This is a genomic window from Paenibacillus sp. FSL W8-0919 (assembly GCF_038003785.1).
Classification (GTDB): domain Bacteria; phylum Bacillota; class Bacilli; order Paenibacillales; family Paenibacillaceae; genus Paenibacillus_AQ; species Paenibacillus_AQ lactis.
Genome location: NZ_JBBOPV010000001.1, coordinates 3,921,190 through 3,943,917 on the forward strand (window position 1 = coordinate 3,921,190; position 22,728 = coordinate 3,943,917).

Annotated in this window: 15 protein-coding genes; 14 read left to right on the plus strand and 1 reads right to left on the minus strand. The window is 55.3% G+C overall.

Translation table 11 applies throughout. The annotated features are described in order from the left end of the window. Positions 1-49: 49 nt before the first annotated feature. From NST44_RS17890 to NST44_RS17905, 4 genes are all read left to right on the plus strand, one after another. Positions 50-3,826, plus strand: a complete 3,777-nt coding sequence (locus tag NST44_RS17890) for an Ig-like domain-containing protein (protein ID WP_244869273.1) — start codon at positions 50-52, stop codon at positions 3,824-3,826. A 127-nt stretch (positions 3,827-3,953) separates the two neighbouring features. Beyond that, positions 3,954-4,076 (plus strand): hypothetical protein, encoded by a 123-nt coding sequence (locus NST44_RS17895; RefSeq protein WP_007128450.1) that lies wholly within the window; start codon positions 3,954-3,956, stop codon positions 4,074-4,076. Next, entirely contained in the window at positions 4,073-4,633 is a 561-nt protein-coding gene (locus tag NST44_RS17900; RefSeq protein WP_244869272.1) for a hypothetical protein, read from the plus strand. The genes NST44_RS17895 and NST44_RS17900 overlap by 4 nt, the downstream gene beginning before the upstream one ends. Then, positions 4,626-8,858, plus strand: a complete 4,233-nt coding sequence (locus tag NST44_RS17905) for a glycoside hydrolase family 2 protein (RefSeq protein ID WP_210095448.1) — start codon at positions 4,626-4,628, stop codon at positions 8,856-8,858. Before NST44_RS17900 ends, NST44_RS17905 begins: the two co-directional genes overlap by 8 nt. A gap of 413 nt (positions 8,859-9,271) precedes the next feature. On the opposite strand, the gene NST44_RS17910 is transcribed toward NST44_RS17905, so the two are convergent. Then, positions 9,272-9,559: a CD3324 family protein gene (locus NST44_RS17910; RefSeq protein ID WP_007128446.1), complete on the minus strand. Its 288-nt coding sequence runs from the start codon at positions 9,557-9,559 to the stop codon at positions 9,272-9,274. A gap of 421 nt (positions 9,560-9,980) precedes the next feature. Here NST44_RS17910 and NST44_RS17915 point away from each other — a divergent pair, with 421 nt between their 5' ends. The 10 genes from NST44_RS17915 (at position 9,981) to NST44_RS17960 (ending at position 22,612) form a co-directional block, all read left to right on the plus strand. Then, entirely contained in the window at positions 9,981-11,678 is a 1,698-nt protein-coding gene (locus NST44_RS17915; protein WP_007128445.1) for a GAF domain-containing sensor histidine kinase, read from the plus strand. After that, the gene (locus NST44_RS17920) at positions 11,675-12,343 is read left to right on the plus strand and encodes a response regulator (RefSeq protein ID WP_007128444.1); all 669 of its coding nucleotides are present in this window, start codon (positions 11,675-11,677) and stop codon (positions 12,341-12,343) included. The genes NST44_RS17915 and NST44_RS17920 overlap by 4 nt, the downstream gene beginning before the upstream one ends. A gap of 186 nt (positions 12,344-12,529) precedes the next feature. Beyond that, on the plus strand, positions 12,530-13,090 hold the full coding sequence (locus tag NST44_RS17925) for an NADPH-dependent FMN reductase (protein ID WP_007128443.1): 561 nt from the start codon (positions 12,530-12,532) through the stop codon (positions 13,088-13,090). Beyond that, entirely contained in the window at positions 13,087-14,799 is a 1,713-nt protein-coding gene (locus NST44_RS17930) for a hypothetical protein (RefSeq protein WP_007128442.1), read from the plus strand. The genes NST44_RS17925 and NST44_RS17930 overlap by 4 nt, the downstream gene beginning before the upstream one ends. A 103-nt stretch (positions 14,800-14,902) precedes the next feature. Further along, the gene (locus NST44_RS17935; RefSeq protein WP_007128441.1) at positions 14,903-15,445 is read left to right on the plus strand and encodes an NADPH-dependent FMN reductase; all 543 of its coding nucleotides are present in this window, start codon (positions 14,903-14,905) and stop codon (positions 15,443-15,445) included. Positions 15,446-15,563: 118 nt separating this feature from the next. Beyond that, positions 15,564-17,183 carry a response regulator transcription factor gene (locus NST44_RS17940; RefSeq protein ID WP_213616618.1) on the plus strand — a complete coding sequence of 540 codons (1,620 nt, stop codon included), beginning with the start codon at positions 15,564-15,566 and terminating at the stop codon, positions 17,181-17,183. Next, on the plus strand, positions 17,180-18,976 hold the full coding sequence (locus tag NST44_RS17945) for a cache domain-containing sensor histidine kinase (RefSeq protein WP_340900303.1): 1,797 nt from the start codon (positions 17,180-17,182) through the stop codon (positions 18,974-18,976). The genes NST44_RS17940 and NST44_RS17945 overlap by 4 nt, the downstream gene beginning before the upstream one ends. Further along, complete coding sequence (locus NST44_RS17950; RefSeq protein ID WP_213616616.1) at positions 18,973-19,956, plus strand: substrate-binding domain-containing protein; 984 nt, start codon at positions 18,973-18,975, stop codon at positions 19,954-19,956. The genes NST44_RS17945 and NST44_RS17950 overlap by 4 nt, the downstream gene beginning before the upstream one ends. A gap of 144 nt (positions 19,957-20,100) precedes the next feature. Next, the gene (locus tag NST44_RS17955; protein WP_213616614.1) at positions 20,101-21,600 is read left to right on the plus strand and encodes a sugar ABC transporter ATP-binding protein; all 1,500 of its coding nucleotides are present in this window, start codon (positions 20,101-20,103) and stop codon (positions 21,598-21,600) included. A 43-nt stretch (positions 21,601-21,643) separates the two neighbouring features. Continuing rightward, entirely contained in the window at positions 21,644-22,612 is a 969-nt protein-coding gene (locus tag NST44_RS17960) for an ABC transporter permease (RefSeq protein WP_007128436.1), read from the plus strand. Positions 22,613-22,728 lie beyond the last annotated feature (116 nt).

A 22,728-nucleotide genomic window follows, 5' to 3' on the forward strand; every position in this document is an offset into this window, starting at 1 on the left:
GTGCTTCGCGGTATGGCTGTCCGTACCCCACTTGGAGGAAGGAGAGCAAATGATGAAAAAGCTTTTGCTTGCTGCGCTGGCTGCAAGCCTGCTATTCGCGCTGCATCCGTTTGCACTGATGACCGACACGGCATCGGCCTACGGCAATCCGCACGGGACGGCCTATTACGTCGCTCCGGACGGAAGTGATTCGAACAAAGGGACGAAGAACAAACCGTTTCGAACGTTGGAAAAAGCGCGGGATACCATCCGTGCGCTGAAAGCAAAGAAAGGGCTGCCGAGGGGAGGCGTCACGGTCTATCTTCGCGAAGGGCGTTACGAGCGGACGGCAAGCTTCGAGCTGAACGCCCAGGATTCGGGGGAAGCCGGCAAGCCGATCACGTACACGGCTTATCCGGGTGAGACGGTCATATTGTCCGGCTCAAGGAGGCTTGAGAAATCCGCGTTCGTTCCGGTTACCGACACGGCCATTTTGAATCGCATCATTAGCGAGGAGGCCAGAAGCAAAGTCCTGGTCGCCGACCTGGCTTCACTCGGCATCACGGATTACGGAGAGATGAGCCGGCACGGATATTATTTGGCCAACGATTTGAGCAAGGTTCCGCCGATGGAGCTGTACGTCGGTGGGCAAGGGATGACATTGGCGCGCTGGCCGAACGAGGGAACGGTGCAAATGGACGAAATCCTCGATCCCGGACCGACTCGAAAAAGTCCGGACGGGGAGGTTCATAAGCAGGGCGGCACTTTCACTTACACGTATGACAGGCCGCAATATTGGACGCAGGCGGATGATATTTGGCTCGACGGCATTTTCGGGTATAGCTGGGAATGGTCCTACAACCAAATCGCCGCCATCGACACGGAAGCCAAGAGCATAACGCTCCGTTACGGCGAGATGAGCGGCATCTTCAAGAATTGGTACCCGGATTTCCATTTTGCGCAAAACCTGCTCGAGGAGATCGATATGCCAGGCGAGTATTATATCGACCGCCAAACCGGGAAGCTGTATTTTCTGCCGAACGCCGAATTTATGACCGCCGATCCATCCATTGAAGTAACGATGCTGAAAACACCGATGATCAATGCGATCGATGCATCCTATATTGATTTCTCCGAGCTTATTCTGGAGAACGGGCGCGATTCGGCGGTTGTGTTCATGGGCGGAAGCCACATGCGCATTCTGCAAAGCGAAATCCGCAATTTCACCAACAGCGGCGTGCTGGTGAACACCCAGAGCCGATTCCATTATAACGACTTTGCCGGAGTGCCGGGAACAGACCATAAAATCGAGAACACCCACATCCATCATATCGGGGGCACTGCCGTTACGCTCACCGGTGGCGACAAGACTACCCTCGCTCCGGGCAACAACGCGGTGGAGAATTCGCACATTCATGACTTCGCTTATTATCATAAAGCTTACAACCCCGGCGTGCTCTTGTCCGGAGTGGGCAACCGCATGTCGAACAACGAGCTGCATGACGCACCGCATCCCGGCGTGCTGATATTCGGCAATGATCATCTGGTGGAGTACAACAACATTTACGACGTATGCAAAACGTTCTCCGATCTCGGCGCCATTTATATGAACGCCGGCGAGACGCCGCAGCAGCGCGGCACCGTCATCCGCCGCAATTACTTCCACCATATCGGGGAGAGCAAGCCTGGCGTTGAAGGCGTCTATCCCGACAACTTTACGATGGGGCTGAAGATCGACGAGAATATATTCTACAAAATGGGCAACTCGGCGATCAAAAATAACGGCGGGGCCCATATCTTGACCCGCAACAATATTTTCGTAGACAGCAAGGTTCCGTACGACTATGCCGACTTGTTCCTCGGCGACGAGCCGGACGATCAGGTGCCGCTGAATTACATGCCGAAATGGAGGGCGCTGTTCGAAGCCAACAACGACTTTGTCGGCACGCCGTACCTGGCCAAGTATCCGGAGCTCGCGAACTTTTTCACGGAAAACCGCTATTATCCGGATACGAATACATTCCACGGCAACGTCGTCTACAATCCGACGGTACCACGCAGTTCGACGACGAACGAGGAAGGCGCGTACGACAAATTCAATCTTGTCCAATATGCGGATAACTGGGTAACCGACGAGGATCCCGGCTTCGTCAACTTGGCGGGAGGCGACCTGTCGCTTCGACCGGATGCTCAAGTATTCGAGGCGATACCCGGCTTTCCCGATATCCCGTTCCATGAGATCGGCATCCACGGGAAAGCGGGCACGACCAACAGCCCGGACGGATACCCGGTCGAAGGCGTCGTGGTTTATGACGACGAGGTTACGGTGGACCGGTGGAAAACGGTAAAGCTGCGGACGGCGGTTCTGCCATGGAACGCCGATAATCCGAAGCTGGTCTTCACATCGACGGATCCCGCCATCGCTGCGGTCGACGATAACGGCATCGTTACAGGTCAGGAGGTCGGCCAGACGGTCATTACGGTGGCATCGGCGGAGAATCCGCAGCTCACGGCAACGGTGGACGTTACGGTCGAGGCCGGAGACGGCATCATGGATTTCACCGATTTCGAGTCAGGGGCTAACGGCTGGCCGCAGGATGCGAACCGCAGCATCGTCAAGGAAGGGGACAACCGCTGGTACAAAATTCTTAATGGCGCTACCGCTCTAAGCGCCAAAACCTTTTCCGATTATGAGCTGAGCTTCAAGCTGAAGACGCCGGAGTCGATCGGGGAAAACGCGACCCTGTACGTGTTCAACCGCCAGGCCGGCAGCGGCTCTACCCGCGTCGGCTACAAAACCCGCCCGGACGGCACATCATCCTGGCTGCTGTATAACGCCGCTTGGACGATTCTTCACGAACTGAAGCTGCCCGGCCACGATTTAAAGCCGAATACGGAGTACGAGATCAAAATCCTTGTGCATGGCGGCGAGATCAGCGTGTACGTGGACGGCCAATTCCGCCTGAAGGCTGCCGATCCCGGCCATAACGAGGCGGGCAAGGTCGGATTCTACGTGAACAACGTCACCCACATGCTGTTTGACGACATCCGGTTCAAAGCGCTGACGACGGAGCTGGCCGGCATTATTCCTTCGGAACGCGAAGTGCGGCTTGCCGCCGGGGAGCAGCGGCAGCTTGAGCTGACGTTCGACCCCGCCGGCACCCCGGACACCGGCGTGATCTGGCAATCCGCCGATCCGGCCGTAGCGGAGGTGAGCGATACGGGGGTCGTCAGCGCCGTATATGAAGGCGAGACGACCGTCACGGCCGTATCCGTTGCCAATCCGCTCGTCAAAGCGGATATCAAGGTAACCGTTTCGAGCATCATGCATGAAACCGATTTTGAGACAGGGGGCAATGGATGGCCGGTAGACCCGAACCGGAGCATCGCTGTGGATCCGGACGGCAATCGGCGCTACAAAATCTTGAACGGGGCAACGGGGCTGCTGGACAGGGCTTTCCAATCGTATGAGCTTGATTTCACCCTGAAGACCCCGGCTGTCATGCCGGACGACGGCACGATGTATGTCTTTGATCGGCAGGATGCCACCGGCTCGACTCGAATCGGCTATCGTACGCGTCCGGACGGAACATCCGCCTGGATCCTGTATGATACGGCTTGGCAGAAGATCGCCGAGTCCGCCTTGCCGCATCGGGACCTTCAGCCGGACACGGAATATGCAGTCAAGATTATCGTGAAGGACGGAGACGTTGCGGTTTACGTCGACGGCGAGTCAAGACTGGCCGGCACTGATCCGAATCACAGGCCATCCGGGAAAGTGGGCTTTTACGTGAGCGGTTTCGATTATATGCTGTTTGACAACATTCGCTTCACCGTGGTCTCTTAAATGCGGCGCTTCCTCCCGCGATCGGGGGGCAGCGCCTTTTATATCCGGAATCGGGCAAGTGAAGTTTGTAGCAGACACAATTCCTGTGACAGTGGCTAACTCATAATTTCACGTTTGGAGGTGTGTTATGAAGCGCTGCTTATATAGAGCCGAAGGAATCGGCAATATGGACGCCGTTTCCGGTTTACGCGAGGAGCGGATTAGGTTCGCGGCCGAGAAAGCCATGGAACGTCAGCATGATCCAGAATGAGCTTGTTTGCGAACGGAAGCGGATTGTTCCTATATTACGAATGCCTACGCGGGCCGGTACGCCCGGAAAGCTTGCTGCCGGAAGCCGATGCCTGGCTGGCGGCATGGCCCGGCGCAGAACCGGGACGGAGGTGGGCGCCGATGATCGATATTTTTCATTATCAATCCCCCGTTTCGGAGCTGCACTGGAAGCGCAGGAACGAAAACAGCTTGCCGTACGGAAGGATCGCTCGTTTAAAGCCGAAAGAGGCTGCAAGCTACGTGTATTACCATTATCAATACCAGGAAGAGCGGCCGGGCGACGGCGACAAGTATGGGATCATCGGCATGCACGAGACGGTGCTCTTCTTCTATTCCGAGCTCCCGGCCACGATCGAGCCCGCCCCGTACGAAGGAAAGCTGAACACGAAGCTTCGACCGGACAATTGGGCAGAGGTGATGGAGCCGCATTTCATCAAATGGGGGGATGTTCCAGCTGGACAGGAGATTTGGCGGGAGCTGGAGCTGGTGCTGGACTTGCGAGTTTATGATGAAAGGAAGGAAATGAACGATGCGTAATCGGGTGTGTCTGAACGGGGAATGGGATTTTATGCCGTTGTATGGCCAGACGCAGTGGAGGCGGCTGCCGGATGAGCTTGTATACGAATCGCGGCGGGTGCAAGTCCCGTCCAGCTGGCGGCGCTCCTACAGGCAGGCGAATGGCAAAACGTTCGGTGAAATTCCCGAGCACGGATATGCTCCGATGGACCTTTACGGCTACCCGAAAGAATGGGACGAAGCGGAGGCTGGCGTGCTGCATCGAAGCTTTCGGATTCCCGAGGACATGGCCGGGCAGCGAATCGTGCTGCGCCTGGACGGCATTATGCAAAAGGCCGTCATCTTTCTCGATCGGGAAGAAGTTGCCGTATGGGAAGACGGCTATCTGCCGCTGCGATTAGATATTACGCCTAAGGTCGGCCAGGGGAGTGAGCATCATCTCCATGTCGTATGCGGAAGCTTCGACAAAGTGACGCTCCCGTCTGGCATGGAGAAGGTGACAGGTCTGACGGGCTCCTGGTTTGGCAATGTCGCCCGGGGGATATGGCAGGATATATATTTGGAGAGCTATCCTCCCCTATCCATAGAGGATGTTACGATCCGTACATCCGTCCGGAAAGGCCGGTTTGAGCTGGATGTGTTGGCCGGAACAACCGATCCGGAGGCGGCCTCAGACTCGCTCCGCGTCAGAGTGAATATCCGGAAAATCGGAGTGATATCGCAGCGGGATGATCAGCTGCTGAATCATCGAGATTTCCCTGGCAGCGGGAGCGGCCGGCAAGCGGCTGATGATGGCAAACCGCTGCAGGTTTGCACGCTCGGAGGAACGGGCACGGAGCGTGAGATGCTCGAACACGGAAGCGGCACGGCTCGAAGAGGGCTCGCCCAAGGGGGACCGCCGGTCCTTCAAGCGGAGCGGCCGGCGGAGCACTTCGTTTTTGAAGCGGCTTCACATCTCCGGCTGTGCGTAAACGATCGCGGCGGAGCTGTTTACCGTGCCGCTTTCAGCCTGGATTGGCGGGATGCCAAGCTGTGGGACCCGGATACGCCGTTTCTGTATGCGGCCGAAGTTGAATTGCTGGATGGCGGGCAGGTTGTCGATCAACGTGTTGAAGTGTTTGGCTTCCGCGAGTTTTGGTGCGAAGGCCCGCGGTTTATGCTGAATGGCATCCCGATCCGGCTTCGCGGCGATTCATGGCATTTTCAAGGTGGGCTGCAGCAGACGGAAGCGTACATCCGTAATTGGTACCGGATGTGCCGTTCCATCGGGATCAACAGCGTTCGTCTGCATGCCGAGCCGTATCCGGAGGATTACGTGCGGATCGCCGACGAAGAAGGGATGCTGATCGTCGACGAAACGGCAATATATGGATCGGCCAAATCGATGCTTGCCGACCATCCCGACTATATAGCCAACTGCCGCATGCATGTTTTGCGGCTCGTTCGCCGGGACAAGAATCACCCGTCGGTCATCATGTGGAGCCTCCAGAACGAAATGCGCTGGGTGGACGGACGGGACGGTTACAAGCTGCATATGCCCTGCTTCATCCAAGCGATCCGGGAACTGGACGCAACGCGACCGATCGTCGCCGAAGGAGACAACCGGCTGCTGCCCAAAGCGCATACGGAGGTGGAAAGCCGACATTACAACATCGACGGCACGATAGCTCAGTGGGACCGGTCCGTTCCGCTGACCTACGGCGAACACGGAGGATGGTGGTACATCTGTCCGCAGAACAGCAGCCAGTATGTTGGGCTGAGGGCATACCGGGATACAGACGAGAGTGCGGCAGGACTGGCTCAGAAGGAGCGCTTATTCGTAGAGTATGCGCGGCGGCAAGGCGTCTCCGGCATATCGACGTTCAATTTCGCGCATTACTTCATGAGGGCGATGCCGGAGCGCGATGCTGCGGTTCCGCCATCGGTACCGGGCTTGCCCGGTGTAATGCCCCGAAGGATCCCGGCTTATTCGCTGACGATCAACAACGGACTGCTGCCTGATCATCCGATGTACGCGCCCAATCCGGCGTTCGCCATCATGGCCGAGGCGTTTAAGCCGGTCACGATGTTCGCGTCTGAATATAATCGCTGCTTCTATGATGATGCGCCCATCACCCGACATTTTGACGTCTTCAATGATACGCTCTCGGAGCAAGAGGTACGGATTGAATGCAAGATCATACAGGGAGAGGCGGTCGTTCATGAGCAGGTCTTCGCCTTCCGTCAAGAGCCTGCCGAATCTAGAACAATCGGGATAACCTGGACTCCCGCACCCGTCAAGAGAGAAGGGGTGGCCGTGCTTTCGGCAGTGCTGCTCCATGGCGGGCGGCGGATGCATGAGCTTCGCGTAGAGTTCCGGCTCGTGTCAGCCAGTTTGCTCCACGATCCCGTCGACGTCGAACGTCCGGCCGCCTACTGGGGATCGGAAGAGGATTACGACATCCTCCGCAGGCTCGTTCCCGGCTGCGAACGGGTGGATCGGGAGGCGATCGCCCAGCTGCCGGCCGCTGGCTTGCTCATCATCGGCAGCAGGACGGTGGACCCGGACGGCTCGCTCGAGGATTTGCTGAAAGACTTCGTTGCTCGAGGCGGACATCTGGTGATGCTGGAGCAGACCGGGCTGTCGCTGGGACGGCTAACGCTGTCGCGAAGACCGTTCCTTCGTGCCCATGCCGGCGATTACCGCCATCCGGTTCTGTCGGGAATCGGAGACGAGGACTTAATGTTCTGGCAGGAGGAGCTATGCGAGGAAGGACCGCTGCCGATCATTCGCGCAGCATTCGAGAAGCCGGCAGCCGGGGATTTCACCATGCTTCTGGAATGCGGCGCAGGCGATTTCGGCGACGGCGGGGATCTATGGACCCCGCTCTTGGAATACCGAAACGGCCGCGGCTTGTTGCTGGCGAACCAGCTGGAGCTGATGGCCAATATCGCTCGTGCTCCGCAAGCCTGCTTGCTGCTTCGCAACCTGCTTGCTTACGCGGGCCGCGCAGATGGATTAACCGGGGATGACGCTGGGCCCTCAGGCGCGTTGGTTCGGCCTGGCGGAGAGGCTGCGGCATTTCTCGACAAGCTGCAGCTGCGCTGCGCTTTGCTTGATGCCGAGGCGCTCATGGAATCTGCACCGGCTGGTGAAGGTGACGGCTTTGCCCAATCTGCAAAAGATCTCCGCATGCTGGTTGTAGAGGCTTGCCTGCTCGATGCCCCTGGTCTCGCCGAGGCAATCAGGCATTATGCCGAAGCCGGTGGACGGGTGCTTGTCCTGCCGGCGGAGCCTTGCGACCAGGAGGCGCTTGCCCGGCTGCTGGGCCGGCCGGTGCTTGTGGAGCCGCATGAAACGTTCCATCTGGCTGCGGGCGACGCCGGGGAGCTGGTGAGCGGCTTCAGTCCGGTTGATCTGTTCGGCTTTGACAAAGTGTTTCTGTCGCCGCGGGACGCCGCCAACCGGCCGCTAGCCTCGCACCGGCTGGAGGTGCAGGAAGCAACGACATTGTTGGCCAGCGCCGAAGGGACCGCCTGGAAGGATTACTTCGTGAACGGCTACACTTCGGAGTACAGCCGCCTCGCGCTGGTTGAGCTGAATCGCAGCAAGGCGCGCGGATCCGGGGCATTCCTGATCGAGGTCAAGGCGGGCGGCGGCTCCATCCTGTGCTCACAGCTGTCGCTTGACGCTGACAGCGACAAGGCACGAAGGCTGTACGCACGTTTGTTGGCCAATCTTGGCGCGGACTTTGACGACGGCTTCCTTGAGAGCGAGAAGGATGACGGGGCATGGTCCGTGGAGGCGGTCATGGCGCTGCCCTGCCCGACCTATGCCGACTACGAAGCGATGAAGGCATATTATACCGATCCTGATTTTTCGCTGAACAATTTAGGAGAGGGCCTTTACGGCTGGATGCAGAAAAAAGAGCGCAGGAGAGCGGATGGAGCTTTGCTCATCCGGGATGCGGGCAAGGATCCGTGGTTTTTGAGCTGCTTCGTATGGGTGCCGGGTGAATCCGCAGCGCCTCGCGCGGGACGACTGCAGATTCAGACCGGCGCGCCGTACGTTATCTATTTGAACGGCGAACGGGTCCCGAATCCGGAACGCGAGATTACCCTGGCGGGAGGACTTAACCGGCTGATCGCGATTGTTCGCGGAACGGGCGGAGATTTGGCGATCGGAATGATCTTCCGGCATGCGGATGGGACGTACATGAAGGATTTGGAATACCGAATGACGCTGAACGAGGTTGAGCCGAAATGACGGGGGTCTTTACGGGGGCTGAAGTTTGAGGTTGCCCCGGCGAACGACGGCCGCTTAGGATCCTGACCGTGATGGTGCCGAATACCCATCTTCAAAATCAAGCGGCTTCTTGCGTGTGAATCGAATAGAGGCACTAGGTAACGTGGACAGGAACAACACAGCCCTTCCGACTTCCTTAAGGGAAGCGAAAGGGCTGATTGTTTTTCGTTTTTTTTTTGAAAAGATGTTGATCTGTTCGACAGGGCGGATACGAGCCAACATGAGCAACGGTGCGATAGGACATATTGAGCTGCCTTTGGCACCCTCTCGATCTTGGCCATTGCCGATCATAGCTATGTAAATTGAAAGGGACTGCTCCCTCTGGGGAACAGTCCTATCGTAATCCGCGTGAGCCATTTGGAAGTCTCATAGATTTAGGTTCCAGTCCCAACGCGGGTAAGTTTACTGATGATTTTGCGGACGCTTTCTCCGGACAGGAAGTAGGTCCGTTCTAATTCTTCAATGGTCCGGCCCTTGCAGTAGGCCCGGTACATTTCCTTATTGCGACGTTCGATGCGTTCTCGGGAACCGCTTAATTCACCCCAGCCGGCTCTTTGCTCGCTTTGTTTCGGTATGTAGAGAAGTTCTCCGTCTATATACTGTTGAATTTGCTGCAGCAGCTCGGGGGGAAGCACTTCTCTACCGTTTTTGTAATGGCCCATCGATGCCCTCCTCTTTCTGTATGAATGTTCAAGCTATCGCTGAGTGTCAAAACAATTGTATTGATCATGCTTGCCCTCCTCCTTTCGAATTTATAATTTGTTGTGTTTACGAATTGGAAAACAGATATAGGGAGCCCCGGGGGCTCCCATGGGAACGGGTATTCGCTTTAAGCGAATACCACCTCGTGGATCTGAATCATTGCGCTTCAGCCTCCTTTCCGCTCATTTCGTCGGCCCGACCTCTATATTAAGCCATAGATTGGTGGAAATTTGCAATAGATAAAACAATAATAATTGTTTTTTACCAGACATTCGTAAGGTGAACGTTGGATTCTGGTCAAGGGAGCCGAGGGAAGGTGGTGCGTGACTGGATTATATAATATAGTTACTTCAGAATGCAAAATAAAAGGAGCTTTCGCGTATGTCCACACACGATACGCATGTTCAGGAGTTAATCACGCTGAAGACCATTGCCGAAACGTTGAACGAATCGAATGAGTTAATCCCCATGCTGGATGTGGTGATTGGGAAGCTGCTGGAGCTGACAGGACTTACGACCGGTTGGCTGTTCTTAGTGGAGGATCCGGGAACGCATGAATTCATTGCCGGCCGGAATTTGCCGCCTGCCCTCCGCAGGGAGGACGACAAGCCCATGCGCTGCGGCAGCTGTTGGTGCCTGGAGCGTTATGACGACGGCCGTTTGAGGAATGCCGTAAACATTTTGAATTGCAAACGTCTGGATAACGCCGTCCGGTACCAGTGGGGCGATACGGAAGGCATTACCCACCATGCAACCGTTCCTTTGCGATCCGGCAGCCGCAGGTTCGGCGTGTTGAATGTAGCTGCCCCCGGGAAGCTGCACTTCTCCAAAGAGGAGCTGGCGCTCTTGGAGTCGGTGGCTTACCAAATCGGCAGCGCTATCGAACGCATGCGTCTATACACAGCCGAGCAGCGTCGCGCGGATTTGTTCGCCCGGCTCGGAGAGTATAGCGGCGCACTCGGTGCTTATGCTTCCCAAGCGGTGGATCGGGCCGAATTAACGAAGCAGGTCATGAGCTTAATCGGCCGTTATTTTGATTGGCCTGTGGCCGCATTGCTGGAACCCGCCGGCAACGAAGTGACGCTCAGAGCCCTATACAGCGGAGGGCAAACCACGCTGCCCCATGCCAAATTTCCACTTGCCGATACCGCACGAACCCGCTCCCGGAAGGGGAGTGTCACGACGGATCCGATAAGTGCCGAAGACGCCCAGCGGCTTGCGGATCACTTGGCTAAAGAGGGATGGATCTCATCCGTTACCCGAGCGGTTGCTGTCCCGCTGGCGGCAGCAGGTGATTCCGAAAAGGGACTGCTTCTGGTAGCGTATAACCCCTACCGGGATTCGTACCGGGCGGACCTCGGGGTGATTGAGGCTCTGGCTGAACATATCGGGATGACGCTTCAGCGGTTCCGTCTGGAGGAGAACCGACGGGAGCTCGCAAGGATGGATGAGCGAAATCGTCTAGCCCGGGACCTGCACGACTCGGTAAGTCAAACCCTCTTCTCCCTGGTGATGATGTCCAAGGGGGTAGGCGGTATGCTTGCCGGGGAGCCGAACGAAACAAACAGTATGCTGCAGGACACGATCCATGATATTCAGTCGTTATCGCAAAGCGCTCTGAAGGAAATGCGGGAGCTGATCATGCAGCTTCGTCCGCCCGGACTCGAGGAAGGGCTTATGACAGGGCTTAAGCAATACGGGGAACGATTGAGGCTTCATGTGCGTTCGCATATCAGCGGGATACAGGAGCTTCCTCGTATCGTGGAAGAAGCTTTGTGGAGGATCGGCCAAGAGGCGCTGAACAATGTGAGCAAGCATGCGGATACCAAGGAAGTAACGATAGCTTTATCCCTCCAGGAGGATGAAGTCGAGCTTCGGATTGAGGACCGTGGGCGAGGGATTACCAAGCAGCGATTGAACGAGCTGACAAAGCATTCCATCGGGCTGTCCAGCATGCGCGAGCGCGCTGAAACGCTAGGAGGACGATTCCGGTTATACAGTGTACACAGGGAGGGAACCATCATTGAGGTTATGCTGCCCTTGAGGGAGAGATTAACAGAGAAGGAGGGGGACCGATGATTCGATTGATGATCGCTGACGATCATGCCATGGTTCGCCGGGGGCTTCAGGTTTTTCTGGCAACGCAGCCGGATATCGAAATGGTCGGTGAAGCCGCGAATGGCGAGGAGACGCTGGAGACGGCCAAACAAGTAAATCCCGATATCGTGTTAATGGACTTGAATATGCCTGTTCTCAATGGCATCGATACGACGGCACGATTAAAAAAAGAACAGCCTGACATTAAAGTCATTGTGCTGACCTCGTTTGTCGATTATGACCACGTTCTGCCCGCCATTCGGGCGGGAGCCCGCGGATATCTCTTGAAGGATATTGAGCCGGAGGAGCTTGTAGCCGCGATCAGACGGGTGTTCCAAGGGCAGGTCGAGCTGCATCCTGATGCTGCAGGTCTGCTTATGACGCATGTGACTTCGCCGGCAGGAGCTGAAGAAGCCAGCGGACCCGCTCATTCGGGAAAGGCTGCACAGGAGCTGGATAAGCTCACCCGGCGCGAGCAAGAGGTCCTGCAGCTGATAGCATCAGGCATGAATAATAGGGAAATCAGTGACGCTCTTCACATTACGGAGAAAACGGTCAAAACCCATGTCAGTCATCTGCTCGATAAGCTGGGGGTTGCCGACCGGACGCAGGCAGCCATTTACGCGCTAAAGCATGGAATTGTATAAGGTGTCGGGAATGAATTGGATCTGATGAACGCCAACTTTTCTAAGACTAAAGTTGTAGAAGCTCTCAGCCGAAGGCATGAGAGCTTTTGCTTGTAAAATCACTCCATATGCTGACGATTTCGATCGCTTGCCTCCTCTACAATGTACATAACAAGCTTTCAAATACGAGCAGGGGAGGCAGTACAAATGAAGATCGTGATCATCGCGGGCAGCAACCGCAAGGAAGCAACAAGCACCATTTTGGCGAAAGCCCTTCAAGCACAAATGAACCTGGGGTCCGTGGAAACGGAGCTGTTTAACTTGTATGAAACTCCGCTTCCCTTCTATTCCCCAGACGAGATATTTAACCGTCATGAGGGCGTTCGTGAGCTGCAGCGTCTGTTAATGGAGGCCGACGGCATTATTTTGACTACACCGGAGTATCACGGAGGGATGAGCGGAGTGCTGAAGAACGCCTTGGATCATATGGGGCAGATGCATTTCTCGGGTAAGCCGGTTCTATCCGTAAGCTCGGCGGGCGGCGCGGTCGGTGTGAGTTCGTTGCAGCAGATGCAGGCTACGGTACGCAATCTGCACGGAATTAACAGTCCGGAGTGGATTTCCATCGGGGGGTCTCAGCGCAATCTTTACGAATCGGAAGCGGCAGAAGGAACGATCGTCCTGGATTATCGAGCCAAGGAAGCCCTCGCTATCTTCATGGAGCTGGTCAAGAAGATCAGCAGCAAAGAGGAGGTCGAAGCCTTATGATTACCCATTTCGCCTGTTTGAAATTAAAGACGGTTTCGATCCAGGGGGTGAAGCAATTCTACCATGATCTGCTTCATTTCCCTGTCGCAAGGGAAAGCGAGAACGAGATCGAGTTTCAGCCAACGCCTGATTTTACGCTGAAATTTGAGGAAGCTGGTGAACCGATAACCCCTGTCCACATGGCGTTTGAGGTGGCTTATTCCCAGTTTGAATTCATTGTTCAGAAGCTTGGGGAGCAGATGCCCTTATTAAAAGGGCCGGACGGAAAAATTGTTGCTTCAATCGATTCCAGTGTGAACGTGTACTTCAGGGATGGAGACGGGAATTTGCTCGAATTTCTTGCCCATCCGTATTTGAAGGAAGATGTGCTCGTTCCGTATGGCACTTACGGTGTCCTGTATTTGCGGGAGGTAGGGCTGCCCGTGGAAGACCCGGTAGCTGCAAGATTATGGATGAAACAGACGCTCGGGTTAACGATTGCCAAGGAGTCTGATCAATTTGCTTTTGTTATTGGCGGAACGGCCCACGCCGTTGTTGTATCAACCATGCGCAAATGGATCCCAATCGCGATGTATGCGCTGGCGCCTTCACTGGAAATAACATATGGCGTGACAGACGAACGCTTTCTGGATCGGGTTCGGTCATCCTTGGATCGCCGGATGATTATATCGGATACCGAAGCAGGTCTTCATTTCAGAATGTACGGGTACAGCATCCGATTGAAGGTCACTAGCTTCCCCAAGGATATTGCGGTCAGGCTGAATTTGCCGCACGCAGCCGAAGGGGAGGAGGTGAATTCGGTCATTGGCGACGAATTTCTTGAGGAAGGTCTGACGGCTTTGAGCCGGGGCGGCGAGGTCGGATGGTTTGAAGGGCATGTCGGCGGAGCTTATTTGGCAGCTTATTATATGCAAAAAGAGCATGACCTTCCGCAGGAGGTATTGCAGGGGCTGGCTGCCAATTGCCGCCACTTGCGCAGTCGGCATGAAGATTGGTTTAAGCCCTATCCTCCCGAAACTGCGCAGCCAGAGCTGATGGAACGATTGATTGAAGGCTTGCTGCCTAACCTGACAAATCTGAGCACCTCCGGACATGGGGTAACCTTAGGCGTACTCGCGCTAAAGGCGCTGCGGGACCGTCCGGACTTGCTGACTCCGTCCATCGTTCGAGGCATCCTAAAGCTGATGGAAGATGCAGGCGGAGAACATAAACTTGCACGCTATTACGGAATCGATGATTATACGCAGCTGAATCGATCGGAAAATTTGCTCTCGGACATCCCGCCTTACCGGGATGCATCGGATCTGGCAGTTCGTGCCCTTTCCGAGCTGGAACTCGTCCTGCCGGATCAACATGTTGAAGGCGAGTTTTACTTTTTTGCCGGTGAACTGGAGCATGGCGTTACCCATGCCCATGCGCTGATTGAACTGGAACGGCTCGGATACGCCGAGCTGGCAAAGCTCGGTCAAGGCAATCATCGGCTGCAAATGAAGCTTAACCGCCTAAGGCCTGAAGCGCTATCGAACCAGGGGGTAAACATCGCCGAGGAAGCCTCGATTACGGAAGCAAGCTATTGGAACAGACAATATGAAGATCCACATGCCATCAAAGTGCCTTATGCTGCATTGTCCCTGCTCCAATATGTGCCGCCGGAGAGAAGATCAGATATGGAACGCGGTGTGTGTAGGCTGCTGTCGTTAATGAAGTAGGATAAAAGTTATTTTAAACGTCGGAAGATATGGTAATCATATCAAGCAGGGTATCGTCAATGGAACATTTATGTGCTAAAAAAGCACGGAACTGGAGGGAATCATGAAAGTTGCAATCGTTGTAGGAAGCATTAGAAAAGAGTCGTACAACCGGAAGCTGGCGGAATATTTGAAAAAGCGGTATGCGGATCAGATCACATTTGAAATTGCGGATATTCGCCCGCTTCCTTTTTACGATGAAGACATTGAGCTGGACCCGCCTAAGGCCGTCAAGGAGTTTAAAGAGCAGATTGCTGCCGCGGACGCGGTATTATGGATCACGCCGGAGTATAATTATTCCATACCGGGCGTGCTCAAGAACGCGCTGGATTGGTTATCGCGCGTCGATAAGGTTATGAACGGAAAGCCGTCATGGATCATGGGCGCATCGATGGGTCAGCTGGGAACGGTTCGCGCACAAGAGCATCTGCGGGATATCCTTTTTTCCGTGGGCATCACATCTCCGCTGCTGCCGAACAATGAGGTTTATATCGGCGCCGTCCATGAGAAGATGGATGAATCCGGTAAGCTGATTCATGAACCGACGATCCGTTTCCTCGATCTCGTGGTCAACAATTTCATCACATGGATGAATACCCGCAAGTAGATAACAGATCATGGAGCCCTTTGGCAGTTGCCTGCCGAAGGGCTTTTCCTGTATATTCACCTCATAACACGACAAAATCAACAAAAATGTGAATTGCTTCGGATGGGGGAGATGCTGCGTGTACAAAATCCTGATCGTGGATGATGAACCGATCGTAAGGGAAGGCATTAGAGAGCGGATTCAATGGGCCAAACATGGATATGAATGCATCGGAGCCTGCGAGAACGGACGCGAAGCGCTGGAGGTAATGGCCCAAGAACGGCCGGACGTGGTGCTGACGGACATCTGCATGCCATACATGGACGGGCTGGAGCTGTCCCGTCAAATCGTGGAGAAGTATCCGAAGACGCGGATTATTATTTTGACCGGCTTTGATGATTTCGATTACGCGCAGCAGGCGGTGAAGCTGCAGGTAACAGACTTTATTTTGAAACCGATTACATCCGCAGAACTGCGCGAGCTGCTGGACAAAATCAAACTGGAAATGGACGAGGAGAGCGGCCGCAACGAGCATCTTCTAAGGATGAAGCAGGAGCTGAAGAACAGCATGGCGCTGCTCTCGGAGCGCTTTCTGGAACGCCTGGCTTCATCGCCGATGCGAAGAGCGGATATCGCGGCCAAGCTGGCGTACTTCAATATTCCGCTAAACGGGCCGTTATATATCGCCATGACAGCTGAGATGGACGAGCCGTCGCTGTATGGGGAGACGGCTGATGTGGAGCTGTATGCCTTTGCCCTTTACAACATTGTTCAAGAGATTGCAGGGAGCGCGCAAGAATCGGCGGTTTTTCGTTTCAAAGAACATAAGGTCATGGCAGTGCTGTCAGGATCAAATGCGGAAGAGCTGCATGCACAGGCATATAAGCTGGCCGAAGAACTTCGCAATTCCGTGAAGGAATATATGAAGTTCACGGTAACGGTCGGTATTGGGACCGTATGCAGCGATGTAGCCGAGATCCGGCATTCCTGCCGCGCTTCCGAAGCCGCCCTGGAGTACCGGCTGCTGATGGGGCCTGATCAGGTCGTGAACATTACGGACCTGGAGGTGCGCGGGGGGAAGCCTCTTCAAGACGGCTTCGAAGCTGAGGCGGCGCTTGTGTCGGCGATCCGTGCGGGGACCGCTTCCGAGGTCGACCATTGCATCCAGCGGCTGATCCAGGAAATTGGAAGCGCTTCAATGCCGATTGAATTATGCCATGTGCGGATTCTGCGCGTGATGCTGGCCGTGCTGCAGACCTTGATGGAGATAGGAAGCAACGATCATGATCTGTTCGGGATGGAGAAGAGGCTGCTGTCCGACTTGTATTCCTTCCGATCGCTGGAGCAGATCGAGGTGTGGCTGAAAGGCGTATGCGGGGAGGCGCTGCAAGGCGTGGCGCAGACCCGTAAGGATCTAACCCGCAGTCAAATGATGGAGGCTGTGGATTACATACATTCCCACTATAGCGATCCGGATCTGTCCGTAAAGACGGTCAGCAGCCGCATCTTCATGAGTACCAGCTATTTCAGCGCGCTCTTTAAGGCGCATACCGGCCGGACCTTCGTGGAATACGTGACCGATATCCGGATGGATAAGGCGAAGGAGCTGCTCAAGCATTCGGGAATGAAGACGTACGAGATTGCTGCGAGCACGGGGTACCAGGATCCGCAGTATTTTAGCGTCCTGTTCAAGAAGCATACGGGCGATACGCCGACGGAATATCGAAACCGGATCACGGCTGGGGGAGAGCGGCGATGAGACCGTCCACCCGCATCAAAAGCATTCAGTCCCGCATCGCCGGCTCCTTCGTCATGCTCGTTCTGTTCACGGCGCTGCTGCTGATTTTTATCTCCTACCCGTTGTCGGAATCGGCGGTCCGGGAGACAGCGGAAAATTACACCTCCGAGCTGATTAACCAAGTGAATGCGAATATTGAGACCTATATCACCGGCATGAAGGACATGTCTTTGGCGGCCATGAACAATCCGAATGTACGTGAATATCTCGTTTCCGGCGGCGGGCTTGAGCCGGAAGAGCTGGCCAAGCTGAAGAGGAAGATCTCCGGCTACTTCCACTCCATCCTCGTCTCCCGTAAGGATATCGCCTCCATCCATATCTTCGGATACAACGGGACCTTCATCTCGGACCGCATGGATATGGAGCTGAATCCGAACATCTCGCTGCAGGAACAGGACTGGTACCGGCAGGCGCAAGAGCATAAAGGACAGGCGGTCATCTCCTCCTCGCATGTGCAGCCTGTCGTTAAGGACGAGTACCGATGGGTCGTCTCGCTTAGCCGGGAGCTGAGCGGATCGGATCCGGACAAGGGGATCGGCATTCTTTTGATCGACTTGAACTTCAAAGTCATCAACGACATGCTCAGCAAGCTGGACCTTGGCAACCGGGGGTACGTATTTGTAATCGACAAGGAAGGCCGTATCGTCTACCATCCGCAGCAGCAGCTGCTCTACAGCAATTTGAAGACTGAACGGTTGGAGCAAGTGCTGCAAGATACCCGGGGCGGATTTGTAGTGAAGGAAGACGGAGGCAGTCGGATTTACAGCATCAAAGACACGGATTTCGGGTGGAAAATCGTCGGCGTGTTCTACGAGAATGAGCTTGTTGACAACAAAAGGCAGATGCAGCGCTCATTTGCCATTGCGGGGATGCTCTGCCTCGGCGTCGGGGTGTTGTTATCATTCCTTCTTTCCCGTAACTTGACGCGCCCGATCAAACGCCTGCAGGAAACGATGGCGGAGGTTGAGAAGGGGAATTTCGATATCCGGGTTCCGGTCGGCCATTCCAAGGAAATTTCCAGCTTGGCCCGCAGCTTTAATGTCATGGTGCTCAAGATCAAGGAGCTCATGAACCAGATCGTCGTCGAGCAGGAGGTCAAACGAAAAAGCGAGCTGAATGCGCTGCAAGCGCAGATTAACCCGCATTTTCTGTATAACACGCTGGATTCCATCATTTGGATGGCGGAGAGCAAAAAGCATGACGAGGTGATTCTAATGACATCGGCGCTAGCCAGACTGTTCCGGGCGTCGCTCAGCAAGGGCAGGGAAATGATCCCGATTGCTACGGAGATCGAGCATATTACGAGTTATTTAAACATCCAGCAGATGCGGTATCAGGATAAAATCCGGTTCACGCAGAGTGTTGATCCGAGCCTTTACCCGTACGTGACGCTGAAGGTGCTCCTTCAGCCCCTCGTGGAGAACGCGATTTACCACGGCATCAAGAACAAGCAGGGACCCGGCAGCATCGTCATCAGCGGCGAGCTGCAAGGCGACCGCATTATGCTGCGGGTGGCGGATGACGGGATCGGGATGGCCCCGGACAAGCTTTCCAAGCTGTTGACCGCTCCGGGGAAGGAGCGATCCAAGACGAGCGTAGGCATCGCGAATGTGCATCAGCGGATCCAGCTGTATTTTGGTCCCGAATACGGCTTGTCCTATGAAAGCGAGCCAGGTGCCGGAACGACCGTTACTGTCACCATTCCGGCCATCCGAGTCGAGGAGCTTGCAGGAAGGGGGGAGAAGCTGTCGTGAGATCAACGATTCGTTTGCGATATGTTCTGCTGGCCGCCGTCGCGGCTTTGGTCTTCGGAGTTGCCGTGTATCAGCTGATCGGCGGGGGACGTCAGGCCCCCCCTAAAATAACCGTAGCCGTTAAAGCGATGGACGAAATCGAATTTTGGCGCGTCTTGATAGACGGCGTTCATACGGCTTCGCGGGAGTTCAATGTGGAGGTATCCGTCATTGGTCCGCCGAAGGAGGTCGACGTCGACCGGCAGATCGAGCTGATCGAGGCGGCGATACCGGAGAAACCGGACGCTATCGTCATGGCTGCAGGCGACTATCATCGCCTTGTTCCGGTGGCAGAGAAAATTCACCAGGCGGGGATTCCCTTAGTCATGATCGACTCGGCCGTGCAGGGAAGCTACGCGGAAACCCTGATTGCAACCGATAATTTCGGTGCCGGGCAGAAAGCCGGCAAAGAACTTGCCGCTCTGCTTCCTGGGAATGCGCAAGTTGCGATTGTAAGCTTTGTACAAGGCGCCTCGACTCAAATTGAGAGGGAGCAGGGCGTTCGCAGCATCCTTGAAGGGAGAGCCGGGACGGAGATTGTCGGCACCTATTTCAGCGAAGGCATGGAAGAGCGCGCTTACGAGATCACGATGAAGCTGCTGCAGGAGCGTCCGGACCTGGATGGGATCGTTGGCTTGAACGAACCGTCCACCGTTGGCGCCGGAAGAGCCATTCGTAAGCTGGGTCTCACGGGACAAGTCAAGCTGGTCGGCTTCGACAGCTCAATCAAGGAGGTCAAGCTGCTCGAGGAGGGGGTCATTCAATCGATTATCGTGCAAAAGCCGTTTAACATCGGCTATTTGGGTGTAAAAACCGCCCTTTCCGTACTGGAAGGCGATAAGGTTCCAGACAAGGTGTATACCGACTCGGTCGTCATTCACAAAAGCAATATGTATACCGAAGAAAATCAGAAGCTGCTCTTCCCCTTTGTGGAGGAGTAGCTTTTTCCTTTATCGAGTGGGTTTTTCAATGAGAGAAAAATCATAGATTTTTCAACATCGCGAAGAGAATATTCCATTCCGGCGGGCTGCACTCCACAGGTAGAATGATCGTAAAAGGCTCCACTGCTAGAGAGGTGAATGACTGTGAGCGAAATACTTGTGCATATGGAAGGAATCACCAAGCAATTTCCCGGCGTGATGGCGCTGAACGGATGCCGCTTCGAGCTGAGGAAAGGCGAGGTTCATGCGCTTATGGGCGAAAACGGGGCCGGCAAGTCCACGATGATGAAGATATTGACGGGCGTATACCAGAAGGATGAGGGCAGCATCACGTACAAAGGCAGGACCGTCGAAATCAACCACCCGAAAACGGCTCAGGATGCGGGGATCAGCATGATTCACCAAGAATTGAACCTCGCACCCGATCTGACCGTCGCTCAAAATATTTACATCGGACGGGAGCCGCGGCGGAAGCTCGGGCTGTTCCTCGACGAAAAGGCGCTCAACCGCCAAGTGGAGGCGCTGTTCGAGCGCATGGGACTCGTTATGGACCCTTCCGCGCTGGTGGCGGATTTAACGGTTGCGAGGCAGCAGATGGTCGAAATCGCGAAGGCGTTGTCTTACAACGCCGATGTGCTGGTGATGGATGAGCCGACAGCAGCATTGAGCGAAGCGGAGATCGAGGATTTGTTCCGCATCATCCGGCAGCTTCGCGCCGAAGGAGTTGGAATCGTTTACATCTCGCACCGGATGGATGAAATCAAACGGATTACGGATCGCATCACCGTGATGCGCGACGGTCAATACATCGCCACCGTCCCGACCGCGGAAGTCTCCACGCAGGACATCATCTCCATGATGGTCGGGCGCCAGATTTACGATACGTCCAAGCCCGAGGGCGTCTCCCGTGATCGGGAGACCGTGCTTGAGGTCCAGGGAGTGAGCCGCGGAAGGGTCCTGAGCGACGTCAGCTTCACCTTGAAAAAAGGAGAAATTCTGGGCGTTGCCGGGCTGGTCGGCGCTGGGCGCACTGAATTGGCCCGGGTGATCTTCGGGGCAGACCGGCCGGATGCGGGGGAGATCCGCGTTCACGGACAGCCTGTGCGAATGAAGGGACCGCATGATGCGGTGCGCCACGGCATCGGTTATTTATCCGAGGACCGGAAGCGCTTCGGCTGTATCGTTGATCTGGACGTGAAGAGCAACGTTGCGATCGCTTCCTACCGGCGCTTTCTGAAGCCGGCGGGATGGATGGACACCGGCCGAATCCGGCAAGAAGCGGAGCGGATCGTAGATCGGCTAAGGGTGAAAACGCCGCATGTTGACCAGGAAGTCAAGTTTCTCTCCGGCGGGAATCAACAGAAGGTCGTCATCGGAAAGTGGCTGACCCGTGACTGCGATATTCTCATCTTCGACGAGCCGACGCGCGGCATTGACGTAGGCGCGAAGAGCGAGATCTACAAATTGCTGAACGAGCTGGCTGCTCAAGGCAAATCGATCATCATGATCTCGTCGGAGCTGCCGGAGATTCTTCGGATGAGCCACCGGATCATCGTGATGTGCGAAGGCAGAATAACCGGCGAGCTTGGGCATGAGGAAGCAACGCAGGAGAACATCATGCAATTGGCCACGGCAGCGATGTGAGCGATTTACGGAATCTAACCATACGAAAGGAAAGATACAAGCCATGAATCTACAGCTGAAATCAGGCGCACTGCAGCAGGTGCTCGCTCTTGCAAGCTTGGTTGTGCTTCTCGTCACTTTTTCGATTTCGTCAGGCAACTTTTTTCAATTCTCCAATCTGATCGGCATTCTGTTGTCCACGGCGGTCATCGGCGTTCTGGCCCTTGGCTCGACCTTCGTGATCATAACGGGAGGCATCGACCTGTCTGTTGGCACGGTCATGACCTTAAGTGCGGTCATGACCGGCGTATTCATTACGTTCTGGGGGCTGCCCGTCCCGGTCGGCATTCTCGGCGGCATCCTGACGGGCGCGCTGTGCGGGCTGCTGTCGGGAACGGCGGTTGCTAAGATGAAGATACCGCCGTTCATCGCCACCTTGGCCATGATGATGATCGCGAAAGGGCTGGCATTGATCATCTCGGGCGCGAAGCCAATTTATTTTACCGAAGCGGAAAGCTTTGCGAACATTTCCCAGGGAAGCGTGCTGGGCTCGCTGATTCCGGGCTTCGATATTCCGAATGCGGTGCTTATATTCTTCATTGCCGCGATTCTCGGCTTTCTGATTTTGTCAAAAACCATTATCGGCCGGTACAATGTCGCGCTCGGCAGCAACGAGGAAGCAACGCGGTTGTCGGGGGTCAACGTCGGTTACTGGAAAATTGTCATATACACCCTGACGGGTGCGTTCACTGGACTTGCCGGCGTTATGATGGCTTCCCGGCTGAATTCGGCGAACCCGGCCCTAGGCGCCGGATATGAGCTGGAGGCGATCGCGGCCGTCGTGCTTGGAGGCACCTCGCTCAGCGGAGGAAAGGGCACGATCATGGGTACGGTTATCGGCGCGCTGATCATGAGCGTGCTGACGAACGGATTGCGCATCTTGTCCGTACCGCAGGAGTGGCAGACGGTCGTCGTCGGATTCGTCATTATTTTGGCCGTGTATGCGGATATGCTCCGCAGAAGGAAAGCGTAGGAAGCTTCGTTCGGGAGGAAACTCATGCGGAGGGATCAGCGCCCTCATCCGACGGGCGGATTGCAGCGAATCACATGTTTGTAGACCTTCCTTCAGGAAGTTCTATAGATGGACAT

What these genes read in the sequence shown, in the direction of transcription:
- NST44_RS17890 (WP_244869273.1), top strand. Translation starts at nt 50, where the DNA reads ATGATGAAAAAGCTTTTGCTTGCTGCGCTGGCTGCAAGCCTGCTATTC.
- NST44_RS17895 (WP_007128450.1), top strand. Translation starts at nt 3,954, where the DNA reads ATGAAGCGCTGCTTATATAGAGCCGAAGGAATCGGCAATATGGACGCC.
- NST44_RS17900 (WP_244869272.1), top strand. Translation starts at nt 4,073, where the DNA reads ATGAGCTTGTTTGCGAACGGAAGCGGATTGTTCCTATATTACGAATGC.
- NST44_RS17905 (WP_210095448.1), top strand. Translation starts at nt 4,626, where the DNA reads ATGCGTAATCGGGTGTGTCTGAACGGGGAATGGGATTTTATGCCGTTG.
- NST44_RS17910 (WP_007128446.1), bottom strand. Translation starts at nt 9,559, where the DNA reads ATGGGCCATTACAAAAACGGTAGAGAAGTGCTTCCCCCCGAGCTGCTG.
- NST44_RS17915 (WP_007128445.1), top strand. Translation starts at nt 9,981, where the DNA reads ATGTCCACACACGATACGCATGTTCAGGAGTTAATCACGCTGAAGACC.
- NST44_RS17920 (WP_007128444.1), top strand. Translation starts at nt 11,675, where the DNA reads ATGATTCGATTGATGATCGCTGACGATCATGCCATGGTTCGCCGGGGG.
- NST44_RS17925 (WP_007128443.1), top strand. Translation starts at nt 12,530, where the DNA reads ATGAAGATCGTGATCATCGCGGGCAGCAACCGCAAGGAAGCAACAAGC.
- NST44_RS17930 (WP_007128442.1), top strand. Translation starts at nt 13,087, where the DNA reads ATGATTACCCATTTCGCCTGTTTGAAATTAAAGACGGTTTCGATCCAG.
- NST44_RS17935 (WP_007128441.1), top strand. Translation starts at nt 14,903, where the DNA reads ATGAAAGTTGCAATCGTTGTAGGAAGCATTAGAAAAGAGTCGTACAAC.
- NST44_RS17945 (WP_340900303.1), top strand. Translation starts at nt 17,180, where the DNA reads ATGAGACCGTCCACCCGCATCAAAAGCATTCAGTCCCGCATCGCCGGC.
- NST44_RS17960 (WP_007128436.1), top strand. Translation starts at nt 21,644, where the DNA reads ATGAATCTACAGCTGAAATCAGGCGCACTGCAGCAGGTGCTCGCTCTT.